This window comes from Blautia massiliensis (ex Durand et al. 2017) (assembly GCF_001487165.1).
Taxonomy (GTDB): Bacteria; Bacillota; Clostridia; order Lachnospirales; family Lachnospiraceae; genus Blautia_A; species Blautia_A fusiformis.
Genome location: NZ_LN913006.1, coordinates 3,260,948 through 3,284,029 on the forward strand (window position 1 = coordinate 3,260,948; position 23,082 = coordinate 3,284,029).

Consider the following 23,082-nt stretch of genomic DNA (forward strand, 5'->3'; position numbering starts at 1 on the left):
CATGCAGGGAAAGATAATCAAAGGTATTGCCGGATTCTACTACGTATATGCAGAAGACGGCAATACATATGAATGCAGAGCCAAGGGAATTTTCCGTAAGGATAAATTCAAGCCTCTGGTAGGTGACAATGTGGACATTACAGTTCTGGATGAAAAGGAACTGGAGGGAAGTGTGACGGAGATCCACAAGCGGAAGAATTCTCTGATCCGTCCGGCTGTGGCCAATGTAGATCAGGCACTGGTGATCTTTGCCATGGATAATCCGAAGCCGAACTTCATGCTTCTGGATCGTTTCCTCATTATGATGGAGAGGGAAGGTGTTCCGGCAGTCATCTGTTTTAACAAAAAAGATCTGGTAACAACGGAAGAGCTAGAATTTCTCTATGAAACATACCAGAGCTGCGGCTATCAGGTGATCCTGTCAAGTGCCCTGAAGGGAGAAGGACTCGACGAGATCGAAGAAGTGCTTCAGGGCAGGACAACTGTGGTTGCCGGCCCATCCGGCGTGGGAAAATCTTCTCTTACAAATTCCCTTCAGGAAGAAGTGGAGATGGAAACCGGTGAGATCAGCCGTAAGCTGAAACGGGGAAAACATACCACGCGCCATGCACAGATCATACCGGTGGCACAGGATACATTCCTTGTGGATACGCCGGGATTTTCCTCCTTATATATTGAAAATATGGAGGAGCAGGAACTGAAGGATTACTTTCCAGAGTTCCGAAGATATGAAGGACAGTGCCGCTTTCAGGGGTGCCGTCACATACATGAACCGGGCTGCGCTGTTAAGGAAGCCCTTGAGAACAATGAGATCAGCAGACTCCGATATGAAGATTATCTGGAGCTGCACCAGGAATTAAAAGAGAAAAGGAGATACTGAGTCATGGAATACCGATTGTGCCCGTCGATCTTATCAGCAGATTTTAACAGACTGGGAGAACAGATTAAAATTCTGGAAAAGGAAGGCGTTGAATATCTGCATATTGATGTTATGGATGGAGATTTTGTTCCCAGCATTTCTTTTGGAATGCCGGTGATCAAATCGATCCGGAAAGAATCCAACATGTTTTTCGACGTACATTTGATGGTAACAGAACCGGAAAGATATATCCGCGATTTTGTAGAATGCGGAGCAGATTCCATTACTGTACATGCGGAGGCATGTGAGGATCTGGAGCGTACACTGGAGCAGATCAGGGCAGCAGGGGTAAAGGCGGCAGTTTCGATCAAGCCATCCACACCGGTAAATGACATCAGCCATCTTCTTGAAGATGTGGATATGGTGCTGATAATGACTGTTCAGCCAGGATTTGGCGGACAGAAATACATGGACGAATGCACGGAGAAGATCCAGGAGCTTCGTGAGCTTATTGATGAAGAAGAGCTGGATGTTGATATCCAGGTAGATGGTGGTATCAATGATGATACACTGGAGACGGTTATGCGTGCCGGTGCAAACCTCATGGTCGCAGGTTCCTGGGTATTTAAGGGCGATGTGGCAGCCAATGTAAGACACATTACAGAAAAAATCCACAATATCAAAAAAGAGCTGGACTGAAAATGATTGATACAATAATAATCAGCGGGGGCAATATCCAGAATGGTTTTGCCCTCGATTTTTTAAAAAAAAGAATAGAAGAAAGCCGAGGAGAGAAAATCACTCTTGTTGCTGCAGATAAGGGGATGGAATGGTTTATGAAAAACCGGGAATTTATTCCGGATCTTGCAATTGGGGATTTTGACAGTCTTTCCGAAGAAGGCCAAAAATATATGGAAAGCCTGAAGGGACCGGAGATCATCAGGCTGAAGCCAGAGAAGGATGATTCGGATACACAGTCTGCGGTAAACCAGATGATCCGCAAGGGTGCAAAGGATATCCTGATCCTGGGAGCTACCGGCACAAGGCTGGATCATGTGCTGGCGAATCTGGGACTGCTTTCTATGGGTAAGGAACAGGGCGTTCGTATTGCGATCGCAGATCAGTGGAATTATATCACACTTGCAGAAAGCGGAACCATACTGCACAGAGAGGAGCAGTTTGGAAAATATGTTTCATTCTTTACTGTGGGAGGTGATGTGACAGGCCTCACTCTGAAGGGATTTAAGTATCCGCTGAACGGATATCATCTGACAGTAGAAGACAGTGGCCTGACCGTCAGCAATGAGATTTCGGAAGAAACCGCAGAGATCCTGTATGAAAGCGGGCAGCTTCTGATGATCATGTCCAGGGACTGACAGTAACAATAAATGCCTCACAGTTGCGATTTCAGGCTGTGTATGGTAATATGGGACAGGAATGGCCTGAAAAACGGAAAGGCCTGTTTAAAGAGTATCTGAAAAATACTGTAAATAAATATATCGAAAGGACGTATATAGAGAGATGAAATTAGGAATCGTAGGTCTTCCTAACGTAGGAAAAAGTACATTATTCAATTCACTGACAAAAGCCGGAGCAGAATCCGCAAACTATCCGTTCTGTACTATCGACCCCAATGTGGGTGTTGTAACCGTTCCGGATGAGAGACTGAATCTTCTCGGAGATTTTTATAAATCAAAAAAAGTAACACCGGCAGTGATCGAATTCGTCGATATTGCAGGTCTTGTAAAAGGCGCATCTAAGGGAGAGGGACTTGGAAACCAGTTCCTTGCAAATATCCGTGAGGTAGATGCTATCGTTCACGTAGTACGCTGCTTTGAGGATTCCAATGTTGTTCATGTAGATGGAAGCATTGATCCGCTCCGCGATATCGAGACTATTAATCTGGAGCTTGTTTTCTCTGATCTTGAGATCCTCGAGAGAAGAATTGCCAAGGTTACCAAGACTGCACGTATGGATAAGGAAGCTGCCAAAGAGCTTGCATTCCTTGAAAAAGTAAAGACGCATCTGGAAGAGGGACAGCTTGCCATTACTCTGGAAACAGAGAACGAAGATGAGGATGCATGGCTTGCAACCTATAATCTTCTTACTGCAAAACCGGTGATCTATGCGGCTAACGTTGCAGAGGATGATATCGCAGATGATGGGGCGAACAATCAGTATGTACAGGCAGTACGTGAATACGCTGCCAAACAGAACAGCGAGGTATTTGTGATCTGTGCGCAGATCGAGGAGGAGATCTCCGAGCTGGATGAGGATGAGAGAAAGATGTTCCTTGAGGATCTGGGACTGACAGAATCCGGCCTAGAGAAGCTGGTGCGCGCAAGCTATCACCTTCTTGGCCTTATGAGCTTCCTGACAGCAGGAGAGGATGAGACAAGAGCATGGACCATCAAGATCGGAACCAAGGCACCGCAGGCAGCAGGTAAGATCCACACAGACTTTGAACGTGGATTTATCAAAGCAGAGGTTGTGAATTATCAGGATCTTCTGGATTGCGGTTCCTATGCAGGTGCCAGAGAGAAGGGCCTTGTACGTATGGAAGGAAAAGAGTACGTTGTACAGGACGGAGATGTGATCTTATTCAGATTTAACGTGTGATCACCAACGTCTGTGAAATACCGGCTGTAAGCTGAAAAATTATAACAGGTGATTTTATGGATATGTCAATTCGGTTTCCCGGATTAAATCTGGTTTTGGATCATGTGCCGAGATCCTTTGAGATCTTTGGCTTTGAGATCACGATCTATGGCGTCCTGATCGCGATAGGAATGCTTCTGGGAATCTTTTTTGTGGTACTGGAAGCCAGAAGAAATCATGAAGATCCGGATGCATATCTGGATCTTGCCATTATAACGCTGCTTTCCGGTGTGGCAGGGGCAAGGCTGCTTTATGCGGCTTTTTCCTGGAGCCTTTATAAAAATGATCCGGGACAGCTTCTGAATATACGGTCCGGAGGACTTATGTTTTATGGCGGACTTCTGGGCGGTGTGCTGGGTGGTGCGGTCTACTGCAGGATCCGAAAGAAATCCTTCTGGCAGATGGCAGATCTTGCCTGCATGGGACTTCTGATCGGGCAGATAATAGGAAAGTGGGGAAGCTTTTTTAACAGAGAATCTTTCGGGGAATATGCAGACAACATTTTTTCCATGCAGCTGCCGCTGACTGCGGTACGGGCAGGAGAGGTCACCACGGCTATGCGTGAAAAGCTTCAAACCGTGGACGGTGGTACCTGGATTTTGGTACAGCCCTTGTTTTTCTATGAAAGTCTCTGGTGTCTGCTTGTGCTTTTGATGCTTATGATGCTGCTTCGCAAAAAAGCATTTCAGGGAGAGATCTTTCTGAGATATCTGGCAGGCTATGGTCTGGGAAGAACAGTGCTCCAGTGGTTCCGCACAGATAAAATACTGTTTCCGGGAACCGGCGTGGATGTTTCACTGGTGATCTCGGTAATACTTTTTGTTCTTTGCACCGTGGTAGTTGCAGTGAAACGCGTGATGTCCAGAAAGCGGGCAAAAGTACGGATGAGAAGGATCGAGAAAGATCAGCAGGCAGAGAAAGAAGCGGAACAGCAACGGGAAAATGTAGCAGAGAATCTGGAAACAGAGACTGTACAGGGAGAAAAAAATGGATCAGAACGAGATACAGAAGAAAGAGGAAGCTCTTCGGAAAGCGTCACTTTTGCAGCAGCTGCAGGAGGAACGGAAGAAGCTGGACAGCCAGATCAGGAGCAGGAGCGATCTTCTGAAGAATCTGGAGGCCAGCCAAAGAGTTGATCGTATTCTGGAATTATATTACGGAAACTGAGATCAAACAGATATAGGATACCGGCATTTGGCTGATAAGAGCAGCAGAAAACTGCCCTGCAGGAAAACGTCTTCTACGACGTTTCCGGCAGGGCAGTTTTTGTGCTGTGCAGTAGGAATATATCAGTACATCTTTCGGAAATCCAGAGGAGTTGTGCCTGTGACTTTACGGAACATGGCGATAAAGTGGCTGGCATCGGAAAATCCGGAAGCACCGGCAACATCCTGGATCTTCATATCCGGTCTGGAAAGCAGAAGCTCACGTGCGCGGCTGATGCGGTACATGGTAACGTACTCGTAAACCGAGCAGCCCATAAAACGGCGGAACAGACGGGAAAGATACTGCGGAGAGACAAAAACGCTCCGGCTCAGCTGCGCTGCAGTGATATCCTGCTGATAACCGGTTTCGATTTCTTTTATTACCGGGATCACATATCTCTGGTAGAGAGGATTATCCTGTATCTTCGGAGAAGCTGCACAGTCTGTAAAATTCATAAGAAAATTATAGCAGTCGGAAGAAAGAGATTTCATATCCGGTGTGGGCTGATGATATTTACGCAAGGTAGAAGAAATCATTTTCCGGATACTGGCCCCCTGTTCCTTTTCGATAAGGATCACTTCCTGGTTGTCTGTCATGGAAGGAATGCTGCCTGCCAGTGTTCCTGTGAAGGTGGCAAACATCGTGGTCCAGGAGGTAGACTCCCTGTGATAGGAATGAGGGACACCGGGGGCGATGAGGATGCCCTCGTTGGCTCCGAGAGTATAAAATTTTCCACGGACTTCAATGCGTCCGGTACCCTTTTCAGTCTGGAGGTAATGATAATACGGATATCCGTCCGGACGGAAGATATTAACCTGATTCCAGTGGTTCCCAAGAGATTCAAACATGAAGGGAGCACTGACCGGAGTGTTTCTGAAATAGATCGACATGATATTCACCTGTTTCTAAATGTTATATATTTTGGTGAAACATATTATACCATAATCCGGTGGATTATACTATAATGATCATAGCATAAAAAACGAAGGATCCGGCAGAAAAAACAGAATCTGCCGGGCAGGAGGAAAAAATGAAAAAATTTGATCATTCTCTGTTAAAAGATCCACGGTATTTCAGCGACGGAAGAATGGATGCCCACTCAGATCATGCATATTATCGCTGTGAGGAAGAGAGAGAAGATGGGAAAACTTCTTTCCGTCACAGTCTGAATGGTCTCTGGAAGTTCCATTATGCACGGAATTATGCATCTGCTATCCCAGGCTTTGAGGAAGAAGCATATTCCTGTAAGGACTGGGAGGACATTTATGTGCCGGCACATATCCAGATGGAAGGATATGATGCACCGCAGTATGCCAATGTCCAGTATCCGTGGGAAGGCCATGAAGAACTTCATCCGGGACAGATCCCGGAACGTTTTAACCCGGTGGCAAGCTATGTGAGATATTTCCATGTGCCGGAGAGCATGAAAGGAAAAAGAGTATTTGTTTCATTCCAGGGAGCAGAGAGCGGCCTGGCTCTGTGGCTCAATGGAAAATTTGTGGGATACAGTGAAGATTCTTTTACTCCGTCAGAATTCGAGCTTACGGAATATCTGAAGGAAGGCGAGAACAAGCTGGCGGCACAGGTGTTTAAATGGACAGCCAGCAGCTGGTGCGAGGATCAGGATTTTTACCGTTTTTCCGGAATTTACAGAGATGTTTATCTGTTTACGGTACCGGATGTCCATGTATATGATCTCAGGATCCGTGCCATTCCGGATGAAACTCTCAAAAAAGCCGAGCTTGAGATCGTGACCAGTACCTGGGGAAAAGGAAAAATGAAGCTTACACTTTCCAGAAAGGGAGAGATCCTTTTGCAGGAGGAAAGATCTCTGAACGGAGAGGATACCTGTACCTGGGAGATTCAGGAGCCCCTTCTCTGGAGTGCAGAAGAGCCGAATCTCTATGATCTGGAGCTGGAAATCAGTGATGAAAGCGGAAAGCTCCAGGAGATCATCCCGGAGAAAGTCGGTTTCCGCCGTTTTGAAATGAAGGATGGTATCATGACCCTTAACGGAAAACGTATCGTATTCAAGGGTGTGAACCGCCATGAGTTCAGCTCTGTCACAGGAAGACATGTGTCCCGGGAGGAACTGCTCAAAGATATCGTGACCATGAAACAGAACAACATCAATGCGATTCGTACCTGTCATTATCCGGATGCATCTCCGATCTACCGTCTCTGTGATGAATATGGTATTTACATGATCGCAGAAAACAATCTGGAGTCTCACGGAACCTGGGATATAGCAGAATTTACCGGAAATCACACGGATATCGTTCCGCACAACAAACCGGAATGGCTGGGCATGATGCTGGACCGTGTAAATTCCATGTATCAGCGTGACAAGAACCACCCGGCGATCCTGATCTGGTCCTGTGGAAATGAATCCTTTGGTGGAAAAGATATCTTTGAGATGTCTGAGTTCTACCACAAGAATGATCCTACAAGACTGGTACATTATGAGGGGGTTTTCCATGACCGCAGCTACAATGCCACCAGTGACATGGAAAGCCAGATGTATCCTTCCGTAGAAGCAATCCGGGAGTTCCTTGCAAAGGATGACAGCAAGCCGTTTATTTGCTGTGAGTATACTCATGCAATGGGAAATTCCTGCGGTGCAATGCATAAATATACAGATCTTACAGATACAGAACCGAAATATCAGGGTGGCTTTATCTGGGATTACATTGATCAGTCTATTTACAAAAAAGACCGTTACGGTAAAGAATTCCAGGCATACGGCGGAGACTTCGGTGAACGTCCTACAGATTATAATTTCAGTGGAAACGGTATCGCATACGGCGGAGACAGAGATGCTTCACCAAAGATGCAGGAGGTAAAATTCAACTACCAGAATATCACTGCGCAGGTAAGTGAGGATTCTGTTAAGATCATCAACAAAAATCTTTTTGTAAATACGGACACATTCCGATGTGAAGTAACTCTTGCAAAGAACGGTCATGTCCTCCGCACAGAGACACTGGATACAGCGGTGGAGCCTTTAAGCCAACAGACCTACAGACTTCCATTTGGAAAACAGCAGCGCCCGGGCGAATATACGGTAACCGTAGCCTTCCTTCTCAGAGAAAAAACACTTTGGGCAGAGGCAGGACATGAGGTTGCTTTCGGCCAGTATGTTTATCAGGTGGAAGGAACACCGGAAGCTCCTGCGTGTGGCGTGGAGCTTGTGAGAAGCCTTCATAACATCGGTGTCCGCGGGGAAAATTTCGAAGTGCTGTTTTCTGTTCTCAATGGTGGTCTGGTTTCGTATAAATATGCAGGAAGAGAAATGATCGAAGCGATTCCGAAGCCCAACTTCTGGAGAGCACCTACAGATAATGATTGCGGAAGTCTGATGCAGATGCGCTATGCACAGTGGAAGATCGCCAGCATGTACGCAAGTCATAAGGATTACCGAAAAGGCATGTATGGTCCGGCCAATGCTCCGGAGACAACGGTTCACGAAAACAGCGTGGAGGTTGCTTTTACCTACATACTGCCAACTACGCCTGCCAGTGAATGCCGCCTTGCCTATGAGGTAACCGGAGATGGAAGAGTAAAGACAACGCTGACTTATGATCCTGTAAAAGAGCTGGGCGATATGCCGGAGTTCGGAGTACTCTTTAAATTCAATGCGGATTATGATCATGTTCAGTGGTACGGCCTCGGACCGGCAGAGACTTATGCAGACCGGAAGCATGGCGCAAAGCTCGGCATTTATGAGAATCTCGTGACAGACAATATGGCACGCTATCTTGTGCCGCAGGAATGCGGAAACAAAGAGGAAGTACGCTGGGCAAAGATCACAGACAGAAAGGGTAGAGGAATGCTCTTTGAGATGGATAAAGAAAACGGCCCGATGATGTTCTCGGCACTTCCATATACTCCTCATGAAATGGAAAATGCCATGCATCCCTATGAGCTTCCGGCAATCCATTATACCGTTGTCCGTGCCGCAAAGGCGCAGATGGGTGTTGGAGGAGATGACAGCTGGGGTGCCCGCACCCATCCGGAATACCTTCTGGATACCAATGGAAAGATGAAATTTTCCTTTGCGTTCAAAGGCCTTTAAAATGTCATAAAATAACAGAACATAAAGTCAGAAAAAAGCTTCCGGCGACTGTCCGGAAGCTTTTTCATTTCATAATAATGCACAGAAAATAAACAGGTTGAAAAAAAACCTGTGGATATTTCATGAAATGAAAAAAAACTTGGATATGCACTTGTTTTTTCATGGTAAATAGTTTAGAATGATTACATAAGTGGTAGAAAGTGGTGAATAGTGGTAGCGAATGGGGATGAGTGGCAGAATACACCATTTGCACCCTGGAAGCACGAAGGGGAGAATCGTGTTTCACGAGAGTAGGTGGGTTTCATGTTCATGGGCGAGTATAATCATACGATCGACGCGAAGGGGCGTCTGATCATCCCTTCCAGGTTCAGGGAACTCTTAGGGGAAGAGTTCGTACTGACAAGAGGGTTGGATGGTTGCCTTTCTATTTATCCGATGGATGAATGGGTTGCTTTTGAAGAGAAACTCCGAGCATTACCACTTACAAATAAAGACGCAAGAACCTTTTCACGTTTCTTTGTAGCCGGAGCTACAACATGTCAGCTGGATAAGCAGGGAAGAATCCTGGTGCCGCAGACGCTGCGCCAGTTCGCTGGTCTGGATAAGGATGTGGTGCTTACGGGTAATCTGAACCGGATCGAGGTTTGGAGCAAAGAGAAGTGGAGCGAGAACTGCAATTATGATGATATGGACAGCATTGCGGAAAGCATGCAGAACATAGGAATCGTCATTTGAGCATAACGCAGGTAGAAATCCCACAGGAGACGGATATGGAATTTAAGCACAAATCTGTATTACTCAATGAAACCATTGACGGCTTAAGGGTAAAGCCGGATGGAATCTATGTGGATGGCACTTTAGGAGGAGCGGGACACGCCACAGAGGTGTGTAAGAAACTTTCTGCCAAGGGGAGATTTATTGGCATAGATCAAGACCAGGATGCGATAATTGCTGCGAGTGAACGGCTGTCAGCCTTTAATCAGGTGACAATCATTCGCAGCAATTATTGTTACATGGCAGATGAGCTGAGATCCCGTGGCATTGAGAAGGTGGACGGGATCCTGCTGGATTTGGGAGTGTCATCTTATCAGCTGGATAATGAAGAGAGAGGTTTTTCCTATCGGTACGATTCTCCTCTGGACATGCGAATGGACAGAAGACAGAGCCGTACAGCCGGTGATATAGTCAACGGTTATGAGGAACGGGAGCTGTATCGGATTATCCGCGATTACGGCGAAGATAAATTTGCCAAAAATATAGCGAAACACATTGTGGCTGCCAGAGAGCAGGCACCGATCCGGACAACCGGAGAACTGACAGAGATCATACGGGGTGCGATCCCCATGAAAATACAAGCTACAGGAGGACATCCGGCCAAGAGGACTTTTCAGGCAATACGTATTGAGCTCAACCGGGAGCTTGACGTGCTCCGGGATTCCCTGGACGGCATGATCGATCTCCTGGATGACGGAGGAAGGATCTGTATCATTACATTCCATTCTCTGGAAGACAGGATCGTTAAGACCATTTTCCGAAAAAATGAAAATCCCTGTACCTGCCCGCCGGATTTTCCGGTCTGCGTATGCGGAAAGAAATCCAAGGGTAAGGTGATCACAAGGAAACCGATCTTACCGGGAAAAGAGGAAATGGAAGAGAATCCGAGGTCCAAAAGTGCGAAGCTTCGCATTTTTGAACGGAAAATGTAGTTGCGAGATGGAAGGTAGGCAAATGGCGAAGACAGGAAGAGGGACTACAGCCAGAAGAAATCGAAATACCGTCAGGAACAGCAGAGAAATGTATGTTCAGGGAAATGCGGTAAAACGGTTGCAGGAAGTTCCTCAGAGGACTGATCTGCCCGAGATACAGGAAAGGCGACGGCTGGCTCAGAAAAGAAAACAGAAATCCGCAGTACCTGTGACACCGGCAAAACAGGTGGTAAGCAGACAGGCACAGCGGAACCGGGAAAAGGCAATGGCCATGAACAAGGGGTTCGTTCTGTTTCTTACGGCAGTTTCCATCGCGGTACTTTTTACCTGTATCAATTATCTTCAGGTAAAATCCGAAATCACGGCGAGTATGAAAAATGTTGCAAATCTGGAATCTGAGCTTGCACAGCTGAAAGAAGATAACGATGCATATTACAGTCAGGTCACTTCTGCAGTGGATATCAGCGAGATCAAGAAAAAAGCTATCGGCGAGCTTGGAATGAAATATCCTTCGGAGGATCAGATACAGACCTATACCACGGAAGGAAACAGTTATGTGAGACAGTATCAGGATGTGGACACACACAAGTAACAGAAGTACAGTTTTTAAGCAGGTGATCGATTGAGTACAAGAAGGCGCAGGCCGGTAAAAAAAATAAATTACAGTATGAAGAAAAAGCTGGCAGTACTATTTTCCTTAGTGTTGCTGGCTTTAGTCGGTTTGGTGGCAAGAATTACCTATATCAATGCCACCAGCGGAAGCAAATATCGAAAGCAGGTGCTGAGTCAGGCTCAGCAGAAATATGAAAATCAGACACTCCCGGCAAAACGAGGAGATATCTATGACCGGAACGGGAATATCCTGGCAACCAGCAACAAGGTCTATAATGTGGTCCTTGACTGTCTGGAGGTCAATAAGGATCAGGATTCCGTGGAGCCTACCATAAAGGCTCTTGTGGAAGTCCTGGGATTGGATGAAGATGAGATGCGGAAGCTTCTCACCGACAGCAGTACAAAAAAAAGTCAGTATCAGATCGTAAAGAAACAGATCTCCATGGACGACAAAAAAGCTTTCGAAAAATACGAAGATCCGGGAGACGACAGTGAACTGACTGCCACGCAGCTGAAAGAACGTTCCAGGATCACAGGTGTATGGTTTGAGGAAGATTATCTCAGATCTTATCCGTTTAATGAGACTGCCTGTGATACCGTTGGATTTACACTTTCCAGAGATGTGGCGGATGCCGGACTGGAAGGATATTACAATGCGACACTTACCGGCGTGGATGGAAGACAGTACGGATACATCAACAACAATTCCGACGTAGAACAGACGATCATTGAACCGACGGATGGCAAAAGCATTGAGACCTCGCTGGATCTGGGACTTCAGCAGATCGTGGAAAAATACGTAAATACCTTTGAAGAAAAGATGGGAGCCAAAAATGTAGGCGTGATCATCGAGGATCCGAAAACAGGAGAGATCCTGGCAATGGACGGCGGTGACCGTTATGACCTGAATAACCCGAGAGATCTTTCAAATGTGTATTCCCAGAGTGAGATCGCTGCCATGAACGATGAGGAAACCGTGGAAGCGCTGAACGGGATGTGGAGTAATTTCTGTGTGACAGATGCCTACGAGCCTGGATCGGTTGTAAAGCCTATCGTTATGGGCTCCGCACTTGAAATGGGAGCGATTTCCGAGAGCGATAATTTTGTCTGTGACGGCGGACAGTCTTTTGGAGCGGAAGGTGCGACTACTTTTATCAAATGTGCGGTATGGCCGGATGCTCACGGGACAGAAGCTCTTTCCGATGTCATTGCCAATTCCTGCAACGATGGTATGATGCAGATCGCAGCAAAGATGGGAAAAGATAATTTTCTTAAGACACAGAGCGTTTTCAATTTCGGAACAAGAACCGGTATCGATCTTCCCAATGAGGGAAGCGGTGTGATCCATACCAGCGATACCATGGGAGAAACGGAGCTTGCATGCTCTGCTTTCGGACAGGGCTATACACTGACCATGATACAGGAGATCAATGCAATGTGTTCTGTGATCAATGGAGGATACTACTATCAGCCTCATCTGGTGACGAAGATCAAGGACAGCAGCGGCGGAATCGTAAAAACGATCTCTCCGACACTGATGAAGCAGACGATTTCCGAGAAGATATCTGCAGATATCCGCTCCTACATGGCTGCCAGCGTAGACCATGGTACCAGCCGTACCTCCAAGGTGCAAGGCTACAGCTCCGGTGGTAAAACCGGTACTGCCGAGAAGCTTCCGCGAGGCAATGGCAAGTATCTGGTATCTTTTATCGGATTTGCACCGGTAGATGATCCGGCGCTTGTGATCTATGTAGTTGTGGATGAGCCGAAGGTAGATGATCAGGCAAGCAGTACGTACGCACAGTACATTGCACAGGGAATCCTTTCCGAAGCACTTCCGTATCTGAATGTACAGCCGGATGAGGCAGAGGATGGAGAAGTTCCGACTACAGAGCTGTGGGAACTTTTTAAGGGAATCAGCGATTCTGCAACAGGAACCGGCGCGGACGGGCAGAAGGAGGCAATTTCCGATGAGAATGTACCAAGTCCGCCGGAAGATGAGTCGGAGGACAGTGATACCGAAGATAATAACGATATGCAGAGCGAAGGTCTTACCAACGAGGAGGCCGGTCTGGAATAGATAAAAAGAATACCCTCTCAGGGGAACGTCATATATTACAGTGACGACCTCTGAGAGGGATTTTTTTATGATCCGGACCATGGTTTATCACAGGAAAAAAATATGGATGGTTTTTCTGATCTGCATAATGCTTCTTCTGGGACTTGTGGGAAGACTCTGGTATCTTATGAACGTCCGGGCAGAATATTATTCAAAAAAGGCGGAGGATCTTCATGAGAGGGAACGTGACATAAAAGCAGCCAGGGGAAAGATCCTGGACATCAGGGGAAATATTCTGGCAGATAACCGGACAGTCTGTACAGTATCGGTGATACACAGCCAGATCAAAGATCCTGAAAAAGTGATCCGTGTACTGTCCGGAGCATTGTCTGTGAAAGAAGAGGAAATCCGGAAAAAAGTTGAAAAAGTTTCTTCTATTGAAAGAATACAGACAAACGTGGAAAAAAGCATTGGAGACAGGATCCGGGAATATGACCTTGAGGGAGTGAAGGTAGATGAGGATTATCGGAGATATTATCCTTATGGATCTCTCGCTTCAAAAGTACTGGGATTTACCGGAGGTGATAATCAGGGGATCATTGGTCTTGAAGTGAAATACGATGAGATCCTGAAAGGAGAGCCCGGAAAGATCCTCACAGTTACGGATGCACGTGGTGTGGAGATCGACGGAACCGGAGAACGGAGGAAGGAACCGGTGTCAGGAAATACTCTGCGTACCAGTCTGGATGTTAATATCCAGGAATATGTGCAGCAGGCAGCCGGTAAAGTCATGGAAGAAAAACAGGCGGAGAGAGTTTCCATACTGCTTATGAACCCTCAGAACGGAGAAATCTATGCCTGTGTCAATGTGCCTGAATTTGATCTGAACGATCCGTTTACTCTGAATACAGAAGAAACAGCAGCAGAGGGAGAAAAGAAGCAGGATCTTCTGAACCGGATGTGGAGAAACCCCTGCCTGAATGATACCTATGAACCTGGCTCGACTTTTAAGATCATCACTATGGCAGCAGGGCTGGAGGAAGGAGTGGTGTCAACAGAGGATCGCTTTTTCTGTCCGGGCTATAAGGTGGTGGAGGACCGGCGGATCCACTGTGCAAAGAGAACAGGACATGGTGCGCAGAGTTTTGTAGAAGGTGCCCAGAACTCCTGTAACCCGGTATTTATTGAGGTGGGCCTGCGGCTTGGAGCAGACCGTTATTACAAATATTTTAAACAGTTCGGACTTTTGAAAAAAACAGGAATAGATCTTCCGGGAGAGGCCGGAACGATCATGCATAACCCCAAAAATATGGGAGAGGTGGAGCTTGCCACGGTATCCTTTGGCCAGTCGTTTCAGATCACACCGATCCAGCTTGCAACAACCGTCAGTGGGATCATCAATGGCGGAAACCGGATCACACCTCATTTTGGGATCAGCGTGGAAAGTGCGGACGGAACAAAGGTGCGGACACTGGAATATCCGGTGGAAAGCGGGATTGTGTCCGGTGAGACTTCCCGGACAGTACGTAGGATCCTGGAAACTGTAGTTTCAGAAGGCTCCGGAAAAAATGCCGGGATCCAGGGGTTTTCCATTGGGGGAAAAACAGCTACCTCTCAGACACTGCCCAGAGGCTCCGGCAGATATATTTCTTCATTCCTGGGGTTTGCCCCGGCAGAGGATCCGAAGGTCCTGGCTCTTTGTATCATCTATGCACCCCAGGGTATGTATTATGGTGGGATCATTGCCGCACCGGTGGTACGCAGTATTTTTGAAAATGTACTTCCCTATCTTGGGATCAAGAGGACAGTTACGGAAACTCCATCCGGGGAAAACCGGGCAGATGGGGTTGATTAATGAGGATAAAAGCCTTATACTGTTGAAGAAGTATAAAAAAACGAAAGAATTAGAGGTGTGAGGATGGAGTTTCATGTTGTGATCCCTGTGCTGATCTCATTTGCGATCAGCCTTGTATTAGGACCGATTGTTATCCCTTTTTTAAGAAGACTTAAAATGGGACAGACAGAGAGAGAACTGGGTGTGCAGTCCCACCTGAAAAAGAACGGTACCCCTACTATGGGTGGGGTGATCTTTCTCATTGCAACAACTGTAACATCACTGTTTTATATCAGAGATTATCCGATGATCATCCCGGTACTTTTCCTGACACTGGGATTTGGACTGATCGGATTTCTGGATGATTATCTGAAGGTAGTTCTGAAGCGTTCTGACGGACTTCTGCCATGGCAGAAAATGGCACTGCAGATCGTTGTGACAGCTGTATTTGCTTTTTATCTTGTAAATTATTCCAACGTATCCCTGACTATGAAGATCCCGTTCTGGAGCGGACATTATCTGAACCTGGGATGGTTTGCGGTTCCGGTACTGTTCTTTGCGGTGATCGGTACAGTAAACGGAGTCAATTTTACGGATGGACTTGACGGACTGGCTTCCAGTGTTACCCTGATCGTGGCAGTATTCTTTACGGTGGTTTCCCTTGGAATGAACAGTGGTGTGGAACCGATCACCTGTGCAGTTGTGGGCAGTCTGATGGGATTCCTTCTGTTTAATGTATATCCTGCCAAGGTATTTATGGGAGACACCGGTTCTCTGGCATTGGGTGGCTTTGTGGCTGGTGTGGCTTATGCCATGCAGATGCCGCTGTTTATCATCCTGGTCGGACTGATCTACCTTGTGGAGGTAGTGTCTGTTATGCTCCAGGTATCCTATTTCAAGGCAACACACGGAAAAAGAATCTTCAAGATGGCGCCTATCCACCATCATTTTGAGCTTTGTGGGTGGTCCGAGACACGAGTTGTTGCAGTGTTCTCTGTTGTAACTGCTATTATGTGCCTGATCGCTCTCCTGGCATTATAAGGAGGAACAGAAAAATGGATTTAAAAGGAAAAAAAGTTCTCGTTTTCGGAGCCGGAAAAAGCGGCATCGGAGCAGCTGATCTGCTTGGAAGTGCAGGAGCACAGCCGGTGATCTATGACGGAAACGCAGATCTTGACAAAGAAGCAGTTTTACATAAAACAAACGGAAAATACACCCCGGAGATCTGGGCCGGAGATTTTCCGGAGAGAGCGCTGGACAGTCTTGATCTTGTAGTACTAAGTCCGGGAGTTCCCACAGACCTGCCGCTGGTAAAGAGCTTTTATGAAAAGGGCCTTCCGGTATGGAGCGAGGTGGAGCTTGCCTATCGTACAGGCAAGGGAGAGGTTCTTGCGATCACAGGAACCAACGGTAAGACAACAACAACAGCACTTCTCGGAAAGATCATGGGAGATGCCCGCGAATCTGTATTTGTTGTAGGAAATATCGGAACTGCATATACATCCAAATCATTGGAGATGAGGGAGGATTCCGTAACTGTTGCGGAGATCAGCAGCTTTCAGCTGGAGACTATTGACCAGTTCCGCCCGAAGGTAAGTGCGATCCTCAACATCACAGAGGACCATCTGAACCGTCATCATACCATGGAGGAATACATCCGTGTAAAAGAGCTGATCACCAAAAATCAGGGACCGGAAGATGTATGTGTTCTGAATTACGAGGATGAAGTCCTTCGTAAATTCGGTGAAAATATCGTTCCGAAGGTGGTATATTTCTCAAGTCTTCGCAAACTGGATCAGGGAATTTATCTGGACGGAGACCAGATCATTCTGAAAACAGAAAAAGAAGAGATCCCGATCGTAAAAACCGGAGAGCTTAAGATCCTGGGACGTCATAATCACGAGAATGTAATGGCAGCAGCAGCCATGGCATATTATGCGGGTGTTTCTGTGGAGAGTATCCGCAAGAGTGTCTGTGAGTTTGTGGCAGTTCCACACAGGATCGAGTATGTGACAGAGAAAAACGGTGTTGCATATTACAACGATTCCAAGGGAACCAATCCGGATGCGGCCATCAAGGGGATTCAGGCAATGAACCGTCCGACTCTTCTGATCGGCGGTGGCTATGACAAGGAATCCAGCTATGATGAGTGGATAGAATCCTTCGACGGAAAAGTCCGTTATCTTGTTCTCATCGGTCAGACGAAAGAGAAGATCAAAGCGGCAGCAGAACGTCTTGGATTTACAGATATCATCCTCTGCGAGGATCTGAAGGAAGCTGTCCGGGTCTGTGCGGAAAAAGCCAATCCCGGAGATGCAGTTCTGCTTTCACCGGCATGTGCGAGCTGGGGACAGTTTGATAATTATGAGCAGCGCGGTGACATGTTCAAGGAATACGTGAGAGCACTGTAATAATCTGAAAAATACATACATAAGCTGAAATAAAGACCACTGTGGAGGCCATGCATGAAGGCAGGACAGAAACAGACCGGAAAGACAGATACCGTTCTCTGGGTACTGGTTCTGATTCTGGTGGTATTGGGACTCGGGGCGCTTTTTTCGGCAAGTGAATATAATGGCAGAGTACGTTTCCACGACTCTGCCTATTATTTTAAGAAGCAGCTCTTTGCCACGGCACTGGGGCTGCTTGTTATGTATCTGGCATCACGGGTAGATTACCGGCTGTCTGTAAAGCTGGCGCCGGCTGCCTATATTTTTTCGCTTTTTCTGTCTGCTGCAGTCCTGCTTTTCGGACAGGAGATCAATGGATCGAAGAGGTGGCTGAACCTGGGGCCGCTTTCCTTTCAGCCGTCGGAGTTTTCCAAGGTGGCAGTGATATTGTTTCTGGTGTGGCAGATCAGCAATACAAAAAGCAAAACAACCGGATTCTGGTTTATCTGCAGGACTATGATGACTTTGCTTCCGGTAGCAGGTCTGGTGGGCTCCAATAACTTAAGCACAGCGGTGATCATTCTGGGGATCGGTGTGCTGCTGATCTTTGTGGCCAATCCCAGGTATCTACAGTTTCTCGCGCTTGGAGGTGCGGGGATAGGATTTATTGCGGTTTTTCTTGCCGCGGAGAGTTATCGTCTGGAACGCCTGGCAATCTGGCGGGATCCGGAAAAATATGAAAAAGGATTTCAGACCATACAGGGCCTGTATGCAATCGGAAGCGGAGGGATCTTCGGCAAGGGGTTCGGGAACAGTCTGCAGAAGCTGGGATTTGTCCCGGAAGCCCAGAATGATATGATATTTTCTATTGTGTGTGAGGAAACGGGGATACTGGGAGCCTTTCTGACACTTTTTCTGTTTGGTATTCTGATCTGGAGGCTTTGTATTCTGGCATTAAACTGCCGGGATCTGCAGGGAACGCTGCTGTGCGCCGGGATCATGGCACATATGGCGATCCAGGTAGTCCTGAATGTTGCAGTAGTAACGAATACGATTCCCAACACTGGGATCACTCTGCCCTTTGTAAGCTATGGCGGAACTTCTGTTGTTTTTCTTCTGGGGGAAATGGGGCTGGCCTTAAGTGTCAGCAGTCACAGACATGGAAGAATCACATAGAATAACAAGTAAGAGGCCCTTTTAGGAGTGGAATACTTGAATGAGATCGATGAGATCATCGTGACCGGAGGCAGACCGCTGCATGGTAGCGTCCGGATCCAGGGGTCAAAAAATGCGGCACTTCCGGTTATGGCAGCAGCACTCTTAAGCACCGGGACCAGTGTACTGCGGGGATGCCCGAGAATCAGTGATGTGTATTTGATGGAAAAGATCCTGAAATATCTGGGGGCAGAAACCTGGTGGGAAGGTCAAGATCTTTATCTGGACTGCAGCCATGCGGACGGCACCATGATACCGGAGTGTTATTCCGGAAAAATGCGTTCTTCCGTGATCTTAATGGGAGCAATGCTGGGGCGGAGCAAAAAGGCACAGACAGGATATCCCGGCGGCTGTGTGATCGGGAAGCGGCCGGTGGATCTTCATATCCAGGTTTTGCGCCGCCTTGGGGCAGCTGTGGTGGAAAACGGCGGGATGATCCGGGCATCCTGTGGAAAACTCCGAGGTGCAGAGATGTTTTTTCAAAAAAGAAGTGTAGGCGCTACAGAACAGGGCATTCTGGCAGCGGTCCTTGCAGAGGGGAAAACAGTCCTTAACGGCTGCGCCTGTGAACCGGAAATTTATTGGCTTTGCCATTATCTTACCGGAATGGGTGCAAAGATCCGGATTCGTGAAAATGGCTGTATCTGTATTGAAGGGGTGGAGAAGCTTGAAGCTGGCGATAGCTGCATTCCACCAGACCGTATTGTCGCCGGAACCTATCTCATGGCGGCGGCGGCAACCAGAGGAGAGATCATCCTGGAAAATCCGCCTCTGGAGGAAATGGATGGAATCCTGGATGTATATCGGAAAATGGGTGGACAATGCCGCAGGGTAGGTGGTAAACTAATAGTCAACGGAAAAAATACAGGTTTTCCCCTGGAGCTTCTGGAAACAGAAGTTTATCCGGGATTTCCTACAGACCTGCAGTCTCCTGCGATGGCGGTACTGGCCACGATCCCGGGAGTGAGCAGGATCCGCGAGAAGATTTTTGAAGACAGATATAAAACAGCTTCATGGCTCTGTAAAATGGGAGCACAGATCCAGATCCGGGATGGAGTTGCCGTGATATACGGAGGGCAGCCCCTGAACGGTTGTACTGTGGAAGCAGAGGAACTTCGCGGAGGTGCGGCACTTGTGATCGCAGCACTTGCCGCGCAGGGGATTACCAGGATCCGGGGCTGTTGTTTCATAGAAAGAGGCTATGAACATATCTGTGAGGATCTGACCGCACTGGGCGGTCTGCTGATAAAGGACAGAGGAACTTTATGAAAACATCAAAAAAAAAGCCACTGAAAGCAGTTGGCGGACTTCTTGTCCTGCTGCTGGCAGGAATTATTTTCTTTTTTACGTATTATCAGGTAGATGAAGTGCAGGTGATGGGCAGCAACCATTATTCTGAAAAACAGATCAGGAAGATGGTGCTTAGGGGGCCGCTGGCATCCAATTCTGTTCTTGCACCGCTTCTTTATACTAAGCAGAACACAAAGGATGTTCCCTTTATAGAAGGCTATACCGTAACAAGGCTGAACCGGCACACCATCTGTGTCAGTGTGAAGGAGAAGGATATCGTTGGCTGTATCCCTTATCTGGACAGTTATATTTATTTTGACAGAAACGGTATTTTTGTGGAAGGATCCACGGAACGTAACGAAAAAATTCCGTTTTTTGACGGGATCAAAGTCAAAAAAGTGATCCAGAACGAGAAACTCCCCATCAAGGATGAAACGGTGATGAACACGGCAGTTGCTCTTTCTACTATTTTTGCAAAAAATGATAAGGTTCCGGATCACATTGAATTTGAAGACGACGGACAGATCAGTCTTGTTTACGGGGATATCACAGTTAAACTTGGAAAGGATGAATATCTGGAAGACAAAATGACCAGAGTTCTGGCTATCCTTCCGATGATTTCCGAAAAAAAAGGAATTCTCCATGCAGAAAATGTAAATGATAATTCCAAGAACATTACCCTGGAGCAGGAACAGGATGAGAGCCAGACTTCCGCAGAAAACTGGACCGGAGGCTATGATGAGGAAGGAAATTACACCGGAGAAGGCGAATACGACGAAAATGGCAACTATGTAGGACCGAAACCGCAGACGGATCTGGAGTATGCGCAGGAAAACTGGGTAGGTGGCTATGATGAAGAGGGAGATTACACAGGCAGTGGTGAGTACGATGCCAACATGACCTATGTAGGCGAAGCCCCCACAGAAGAAACCATGGCAGAAAAAGGAAACTGGAAGGGCGGTTACCGGGAAGACGGAGGCTATGACGGAGTCAGTGAATATGACCGTGATGGCAATTACGTAGGCGCTCTGGAGGATTATCAGGCTTCGGCAGAAAGCTCCGGAGACGGAACAGACTCCGAAGATCCAGATGCTCAGAGTACGGATACCGAAGATACAGAAAATGAAGAAGACTCTTCAGACAGCAGTACGGACAGCACCGAGGAAGAGGCTGATTACAGCAGTGATCAGGAAGAAGGAGCTGAGGATTATGATGAAAATTCGTACAGCGATTACAGTGATGAGTCCGATTATGAGTAAAGATAAAAAAGCTTTCTTAATATATAGTGCCAGTATTTGGACATTTTGCCAGAGATTGTTTTGTAAATGTTTCGGTTAATAGAAACAGTGCCGAAATTTAGTGAAAAAAGTATAAAAAAACAAAATTAATGGTTGATTAATTACCGAAAAAAATATATGATATAACTATGTGTATATGTAGCTTGGAATAGATTATTACACTGAATCGGATATCAGGTAGAAATAAAGGAGGAAGTACATTGTTAGAGATAATGACGAATGAGGCTGAGTCTTCTGCGAAAATTATTGTAATTGGAGTAGGCGGCGCAGGTAATAATGCGGTAAACAGAATGGTGGAAGAGGCCATTGGCGGAGTTGAGTTTGTAGGTGTTAATACCGATAAACAGGCTCTGACACTGTGTAAAGCTCCGACTGTACTTCAGATTGGTGAGAAAATTACGAAAGGTCTCGGCGCCGGTGCACAGCCGGAGGTTGGACAGAAGGCAGCTGAGGAGAGCATTGAGGAAGTTAAGAAGATCATCGAGGGAGCGGACATGGTTTTCGTTACCTGTGGTATGGGAGGCGGAACCGGAACCGGAGCTGCTCCTGTGATCGCCGGTGCGGCAAAAGAGATGGGTATCCTGACTGTCGGTGTTGTTACCAAGCCTTTCCGTTTTGAAGCAAAGACCCGTATGAACAATGCACTTGCGGGAATCGAAAATCTGAAGAAAGCAGTTGACACTTTGATTGTCATCCCCAATGACAAATTACTTGAGATCGTTGACAGAAGAACAACCATGCCGGAAGCACTGCGTAAGGCTGATGAGGTTCTTCAGCAGGCAGTACAGGGTATTACAGACCTGATCAATCTGCCGGCTCTGATCAACCTTGACTTTGCAGATGTGCAGACAGTCATGACAGACAAGGGAATCGCTCATATCGGTATCGGTGAGGCAAGAGGTGATGACAAGGCTATGGAGGCTGTACAGCAGGCGGTATCTTCTCCGCTTCTTGAGACAACCATCAAGGGCGCTACTCATGTGATCATCAACATTTCCGGAGATATTTCTCTTATGGATGCCAACGATGCTGCAAGCTATGTACAGGAGCTTACAGGTGAGGATGCAAACATCATCTTTGGTGCTATGTATGATGATTCTGTTGCAGATTATGCGAGAATTACAGTTATTGCTACAGGTCTTACAGACAATAACCTTCAGAACACACCATTTGGAAACAGAGCTTCCAATTCTGTATTCGGAAACACCAAAAAAACAAGCCAGTCACAGCCAGGCGGTATGAACCTTAACATGCCAAGCTTCAGCCTGCCGACTATGAATTCCACACAGTTTGGAACAAAGGCTCCTACAAGCACTGTTCAGAAAAAGGACATCCAGATCCCGGATTTTCTTAAGAACAGATAATAAATGAACAGGATAAGATCCGGCAGAGACTCCATCTGGAACGTTGCCGGATCTTTTTGACTTTCTGATCAAAAGAAACAGGAATGTCTGCTCTGTATGGAAACAGGATTTCTGTTCAGGATATCAGCATTCGCAGCTGAAAGTATCACATTTTGTATCACAGCAGCGATGTGCATTGTCACCGGATACATTGATGGAAGCTGCGGTGCATTTGCAGTGCTCATTGTAGGTGCAGTTGTGTGCTTTGCAGTCGATGTTAATGGTCTCGCACCCACAGCAGGGATCTGCGGAATTTTTTACAGCGCACTCTTCCTGGTCACGGAAGCTTTCACAGGCGGTGTCGTCCGCATAACGAGCATCTGCACCTTCGACACTGATGGATCCCCTGGAGCAGAGAGAATTTTTGTTATAGCAGCAGTTGTGTGCGGAGCATTTAAGACTTGTCATAAAAGTGTCCTCCTGATAATTATGATTTTACCGGAAACCGTCAGCCTGCCGGAATGCGCATCCTGTCTG

The 23,082-nt window shown here is 46.9% G+C and carries 19 protein-coding genes; 17 read left to right on the forward strand and 2 right to left on the reverse strand.

The genetic code is table 11. The features are described from left to right. Window position 1 precedes the first annotated feature (1 nt). The 5 genes from rsgA to lgt all read left to right on the forward strand — a co-directional run bounded on the left by rsgA (window position 2) and on the right by lgt (window position 4,653). Complete coding sequence (gene rsgA, locus BN3261_RS15875) at window positions 2–880, forward strand: ribosome small subunit-dependent GTPase A (RefSeq protein WP_059086739.1); 879 nt, start codon at window positions 2–4, stop codon at window positions 878–880. A 3-nt stretch (window positions 881–883) separates the two neighbouring features. After that, complete coding sequence (gene rpe, locus BN3261_RS15880) at window positions 884–1,558, forward strand: ribulose-phosphate 3-epimerase (RefSeq protein WP_015526113.1); 675 nt, start codon at window positions 884–886, stop codon at window positions 1,556–1,558. 2 nt (window positions 1,559–1,560) lie between these two features. Continuing rightward, a complete protein-coding gene (locus tag BN3261_RS15885; protein ID WP_022426885.1) occupies window positions 1,561–2,235 on the forward strand; it encodes a thiamine diphosphokinase in 675 nt (224 codons plus the stop codon). Window positions 2,236–2,380: 145 nt separating this feature from the next. Then, the gene (gene ychF, locus BN3261_RS15890) at window positions 2,381–3,478 is read left to right on the forward strand and encodes a redox-regulated ATPase YchF (RefSeq protein ID WP_059086740.1); all 1,098 of its coding nucleotides are present in this window, start codon (window positions 2,381–2,383) and stop codon (window positions 3,476–3,478) included. Between the two features lie 56 nt (window positions 3,479–3,534). Next, the gene (gene lgt, locus BN3261_RS15895; protein ID WP_059086741.1) at window positions 3,535–4,653 is read left to right on the forward strand and encodes a prolipoprotein diacylglyceryl transferase; all 1,119 of its coding nucleotides are present in this window, start codon (window positions 3,535–3,537) and stop codon (window positions 4,651–4,653) included. Window positions 4,654–4,806: 153 nt separating this feature from the next. Here lgt and BN3261_RS15900 read toward each other — a convergent pair whose 3' ends face one another. After that, entirely contained in the window at window positions 4,807–5,613 is an 807-nt protein-coding gene (locus BN3261_RS15900; protein WP_015526109.1) for a helix-turn-helix domain-containing protein, read from the reverse strand. 140 nt (window positions 5,614–5,753) lie between these two features. On the opposite strand from BN3261_RS15900, the gene BN3261_RS15905 reads away from it, so the two are divergent. The 12 genes from BN3261_RS15905 (at window position 5,754) to ftsZ (ending at window position 22,566) form a co-directional block, all read left to right on the forward strand. Continuing rightward, window positions 5,754–8,798 carry a beta-galactosidase, LacZ type gene (locus BN3261_RS15905; RefSeq protein WP_059086742.1) on the forward strand — a complete coding sequence of 1,015 codons (3,045 nt, stop codon included), beginning with the start codon at window positions 5,754–5,756 and terminating at the stop codon, window positions 8,796–8,798. A gap of 303 nt (window positions 8,799–9,101) precedes the next feature. After that, entirely contained in the window at window positions 9,102–9,533 is a 432-nt protein-coding gene (gene mraZ / locus BN3261_RS15910) for a division/cell wall cluster transcriptional repressor MraZ (protein WP_021651636.1), read from the forward strand. 35 nt (window positions 9,534–9,568) lie between these two features. Next, on the forward strand, window positions 9,569–10,504 hold the full coding sequence (rsmH, locus tag BN3261_RS15915; RefSeq protein WP_015526106.1) for a 16S rRNA (cytosine(1402)-N(4))-methyltransferase RsmH: 936 nt from the start codon (window positions 9,569–9,571) through the stop codon (window positions 10,502–10,504). Between the two features lie 22 nt (window positions 10,505–10,526). Then, window positions 10,527–11,096, forward strand: coding sequence for a hypothetical protein (locus BN3261_RS15920; RefSeq protein ID WP_015526105.1), 570 nt, complete (start codon window positions 10,527–10,529; stop codon window positions 11,094–11,096). 30 nt (window positions 11,097–11,126) lie between these two features. Next, a complete protein-coding gene (locus BN3261_RS15925) occupies window positions 11,127–13,196 on the forward strand; it encodes a peptidoglycan D,D-transpeptidase FtsI family protein (protein WP_227588587.1) in 2,070 nt (689 codons plus the stop codon). Window positions 13,197–13,263: 67 nt separating this feature from the next. Next, on the forward strand, window positions 13,264–15,030 hold the full coding sequence (locus BN3261_RS15930) for a peptidoglycan D,D-transpeptidase FtsI family protein (protein ID WP_059086743.1): 1,767 nt from the start codon (window positions 13,264–13,266) through the stop codon (window positions 15,028–15,030). A gap of 63 nt (window positions 15,031–15,093) precedes the next feature. Next, window positions 15,094–16,050 (forward strand): phospho-N-acetylmuramoyl-pentapeptide-transferase, encoded by a 957-nt coding sequence (gene mraY, locus BN3261_RS15935; RefSeq protein ID WP_059086744.1) that lies wholly within the window; start codon window positions 15,094–15,096, stop codon window positions 16,048–16,050. A 14-nt stretch (window positions 16,051–16,064) separates the two neighbouring features. After that, window positions 16,065–17,420: a UDP-N-acetylmuramoyl-L-alanine--D-glutamate ligase gene (murD, locus tag BN3261_RS15940; protein WP_059086745.1), complete on the forward strand. Its 1,356-nt coding sequence runs from the start codon at window positions 16,065–16,067 to the stop codon at window positions 17,418–17,420. Window positions 17,421–17,474: 54 nt separating this feature from the next. Continuing rightward, on the forward strand, window positions 17,475–18,575 hold the full coding sequence (locus BN3261_RS15945; RefSeq protein WP_015526098.1) for an FtsW/RodA/SpoVE family cell cycle protein: 1,101 nt from the start codon (window positions 17,475–17,477) through the stop codon (window positions 18,573–18,575). Between the two features lie 27 nt (window positions 18,576–18,602). Beyond that, window positions 18,603–19,883, forward strand: a complete 1,281-nt coding sequence (gene murA, locus BN3261_RS15950; protein ID WP_235812404.1) for a UDP-N-acetylglucosamine 1-carboxyvinyltransferase — start codon at window positions 18,603–18,605, stop codon at window positions 19,881–19,883. After that, entirely contained in the window at window positions 19,880–21,163 is a 1,284-nt protein-coding gene (locus tag BN3261_RS15955) for a cell division protein FtsQ/DivIB (RefSeq protein ID WP_059086746.1), read from the forward strand. The genes murA and BN3261_RS15955 overlap by 4 nt, the downstream gene beginning before the upstream one ends. A 251-nt stretch (window positions 21,164–21,414) precedes the next feature. Then, complete coding sequence (ftsZ, locus tag BN3261_RS15960) at window positions 21,415–22,566, forward strand: cell division protein FtsZ (protein WP_015526094.1); 1,152 nt, start codon at window positions 21,415–21,417, stop codon at window positions 22,564–22,566. Window positions 22,567–22,689: 123 nt separating this feature from the next. Here the strand turns inward: ftsZ and BN3261_RS15965 are convergent, their stop codons facing one another. Continuing rightward, window positions 22,690–23,013, reverse strand: a complete 324-nt coding sequence (locus tag BN3261_RS15965; RefSeq protein ID WP_015526093.1) for a DUF1540 domain-containing protein — start codon at window positions 23,011–23,013, stop codon at window positions 22,690–22,692. Between the last annotated feature and the right edge of the window lie 69 nt (window positions 23,014–23,082).

Excerpts from the sequence above, each read along its gene's own strand:
- BN3261_RS15900 (WP_015526109.1), bottom strand. The coding sequence starts at position 5,613 with ATGTCGATCTATTTCAGAAACACTCCGGTCAGTGCTCCCTTCATGTTT.
- BN3261_RS15930 (WP_059086743.1), top strand. The coding sequence starts at position 13,264 with ATGATCCGGACCATGGTTTATCACAGGAAAAAAATATGGATGGTTTTT.
- BN3261_RS15885 (WP_022426885.1), top strand. The coding sequence starts at position 1,561 with ATGATTGATACAATAATAATCAGCGGGGGCAATATCCAGAATGGTTTT.
- ftsZ (WP_015526094.1), top strand. The coding sequence starts at position 21,415 with ATGACGAATGAGGCTGAGTCTTCTGCGAAAATTATTGTAATTGGAGTA.
- ychF (WP_059086740.1), top strand. The coding sequence starts at position 2,381 with ATGAAATTAGGAATCGTAGGTCTTCCTAACGTAGGAAAAAGTACATTA.
- rpe (WP_015526113.1), top strand. The coding sequence starts at position 884 with ATGGAATACCGATTGTGCCCGTCGATCTTATCAGCAGATTTTAACAGA.
- rsgA (WP_059086739.1), top strand. The coding sequence starts at position 2 with ATGCAGGGAAAGATAATCAAAGGTATTGCCGGATTCTACTACGTATAT.
- murD (WP_059086745.1), top strand. The coding sequence starts at position 16,065 with ATGGATTTAAAAGGAAAAAAAGTTCTCGTTTTCGGAGCCGGAAAAAGC.
- mraY (WP_059086744.1), top strand. The coding sequence starts at position 15,094 with ATGGAGTTTCATGTTGTGATCCCTGTGCTGATCTCATTTGCGATCAGC.
- rsmH (WP_015526106.1), top strand. The coding sequence starts at position 9,569 with ATGGAATTTAAGCACAAATCTGTATTACTCAATGAAACCATTGACGGC.
- BN3261_RS15920 (WP_015526105.1), top strand. The coding sequence starts at position 10,527 with ATGGCGAAGACAGGAAGAGGGACTACAGCCAGAAGAAATCGAAATACC.
- mraZ (WP_021651636.1), top strand. The coding sequence starts at position 9,102 with ATGTTCATGGGCGAGTATAATCATACGATCGACGCGAAGGGGCGTCTG.
- BN3261_RS15955 (WP_059086746.1), top strand. The coding sequence starts at position 19,880 with ATGAAAACATCAAAAAAAAAGCCACTGAAAGCAGTTGGCGGACTTCTT.
- BN3261_RS15965 (WP_015526093.1), bottom strand. The coding sequence starts at position 23,013 with ATGACAAGTCTTAAATGCTCCGCACACAACTGCTGCTATAACAAAAAT.
- BN3261_RS15945 (WP_015526098.1), top strand. The coding sequence starts at position 17,475 with ATGAAGGCAGGACAGAAACAGACCGGAAAGACAGATACCGTTCTCTGG.
- lgt (WP_059086741.1), top strand. The coding sequence starts at position 3,535 with ATGGATATGTCAATTCGGTTTCCCGGATTAAATCTGGTTTTGGATCAT.
- BN3261_RS15905 (WP_059086742.1), top strand. The coding sequence starts at position 5,754 with ATGAAAAAATTTGATCATTCTCTGTTAAAAGATCCACGGTATTTCAGC.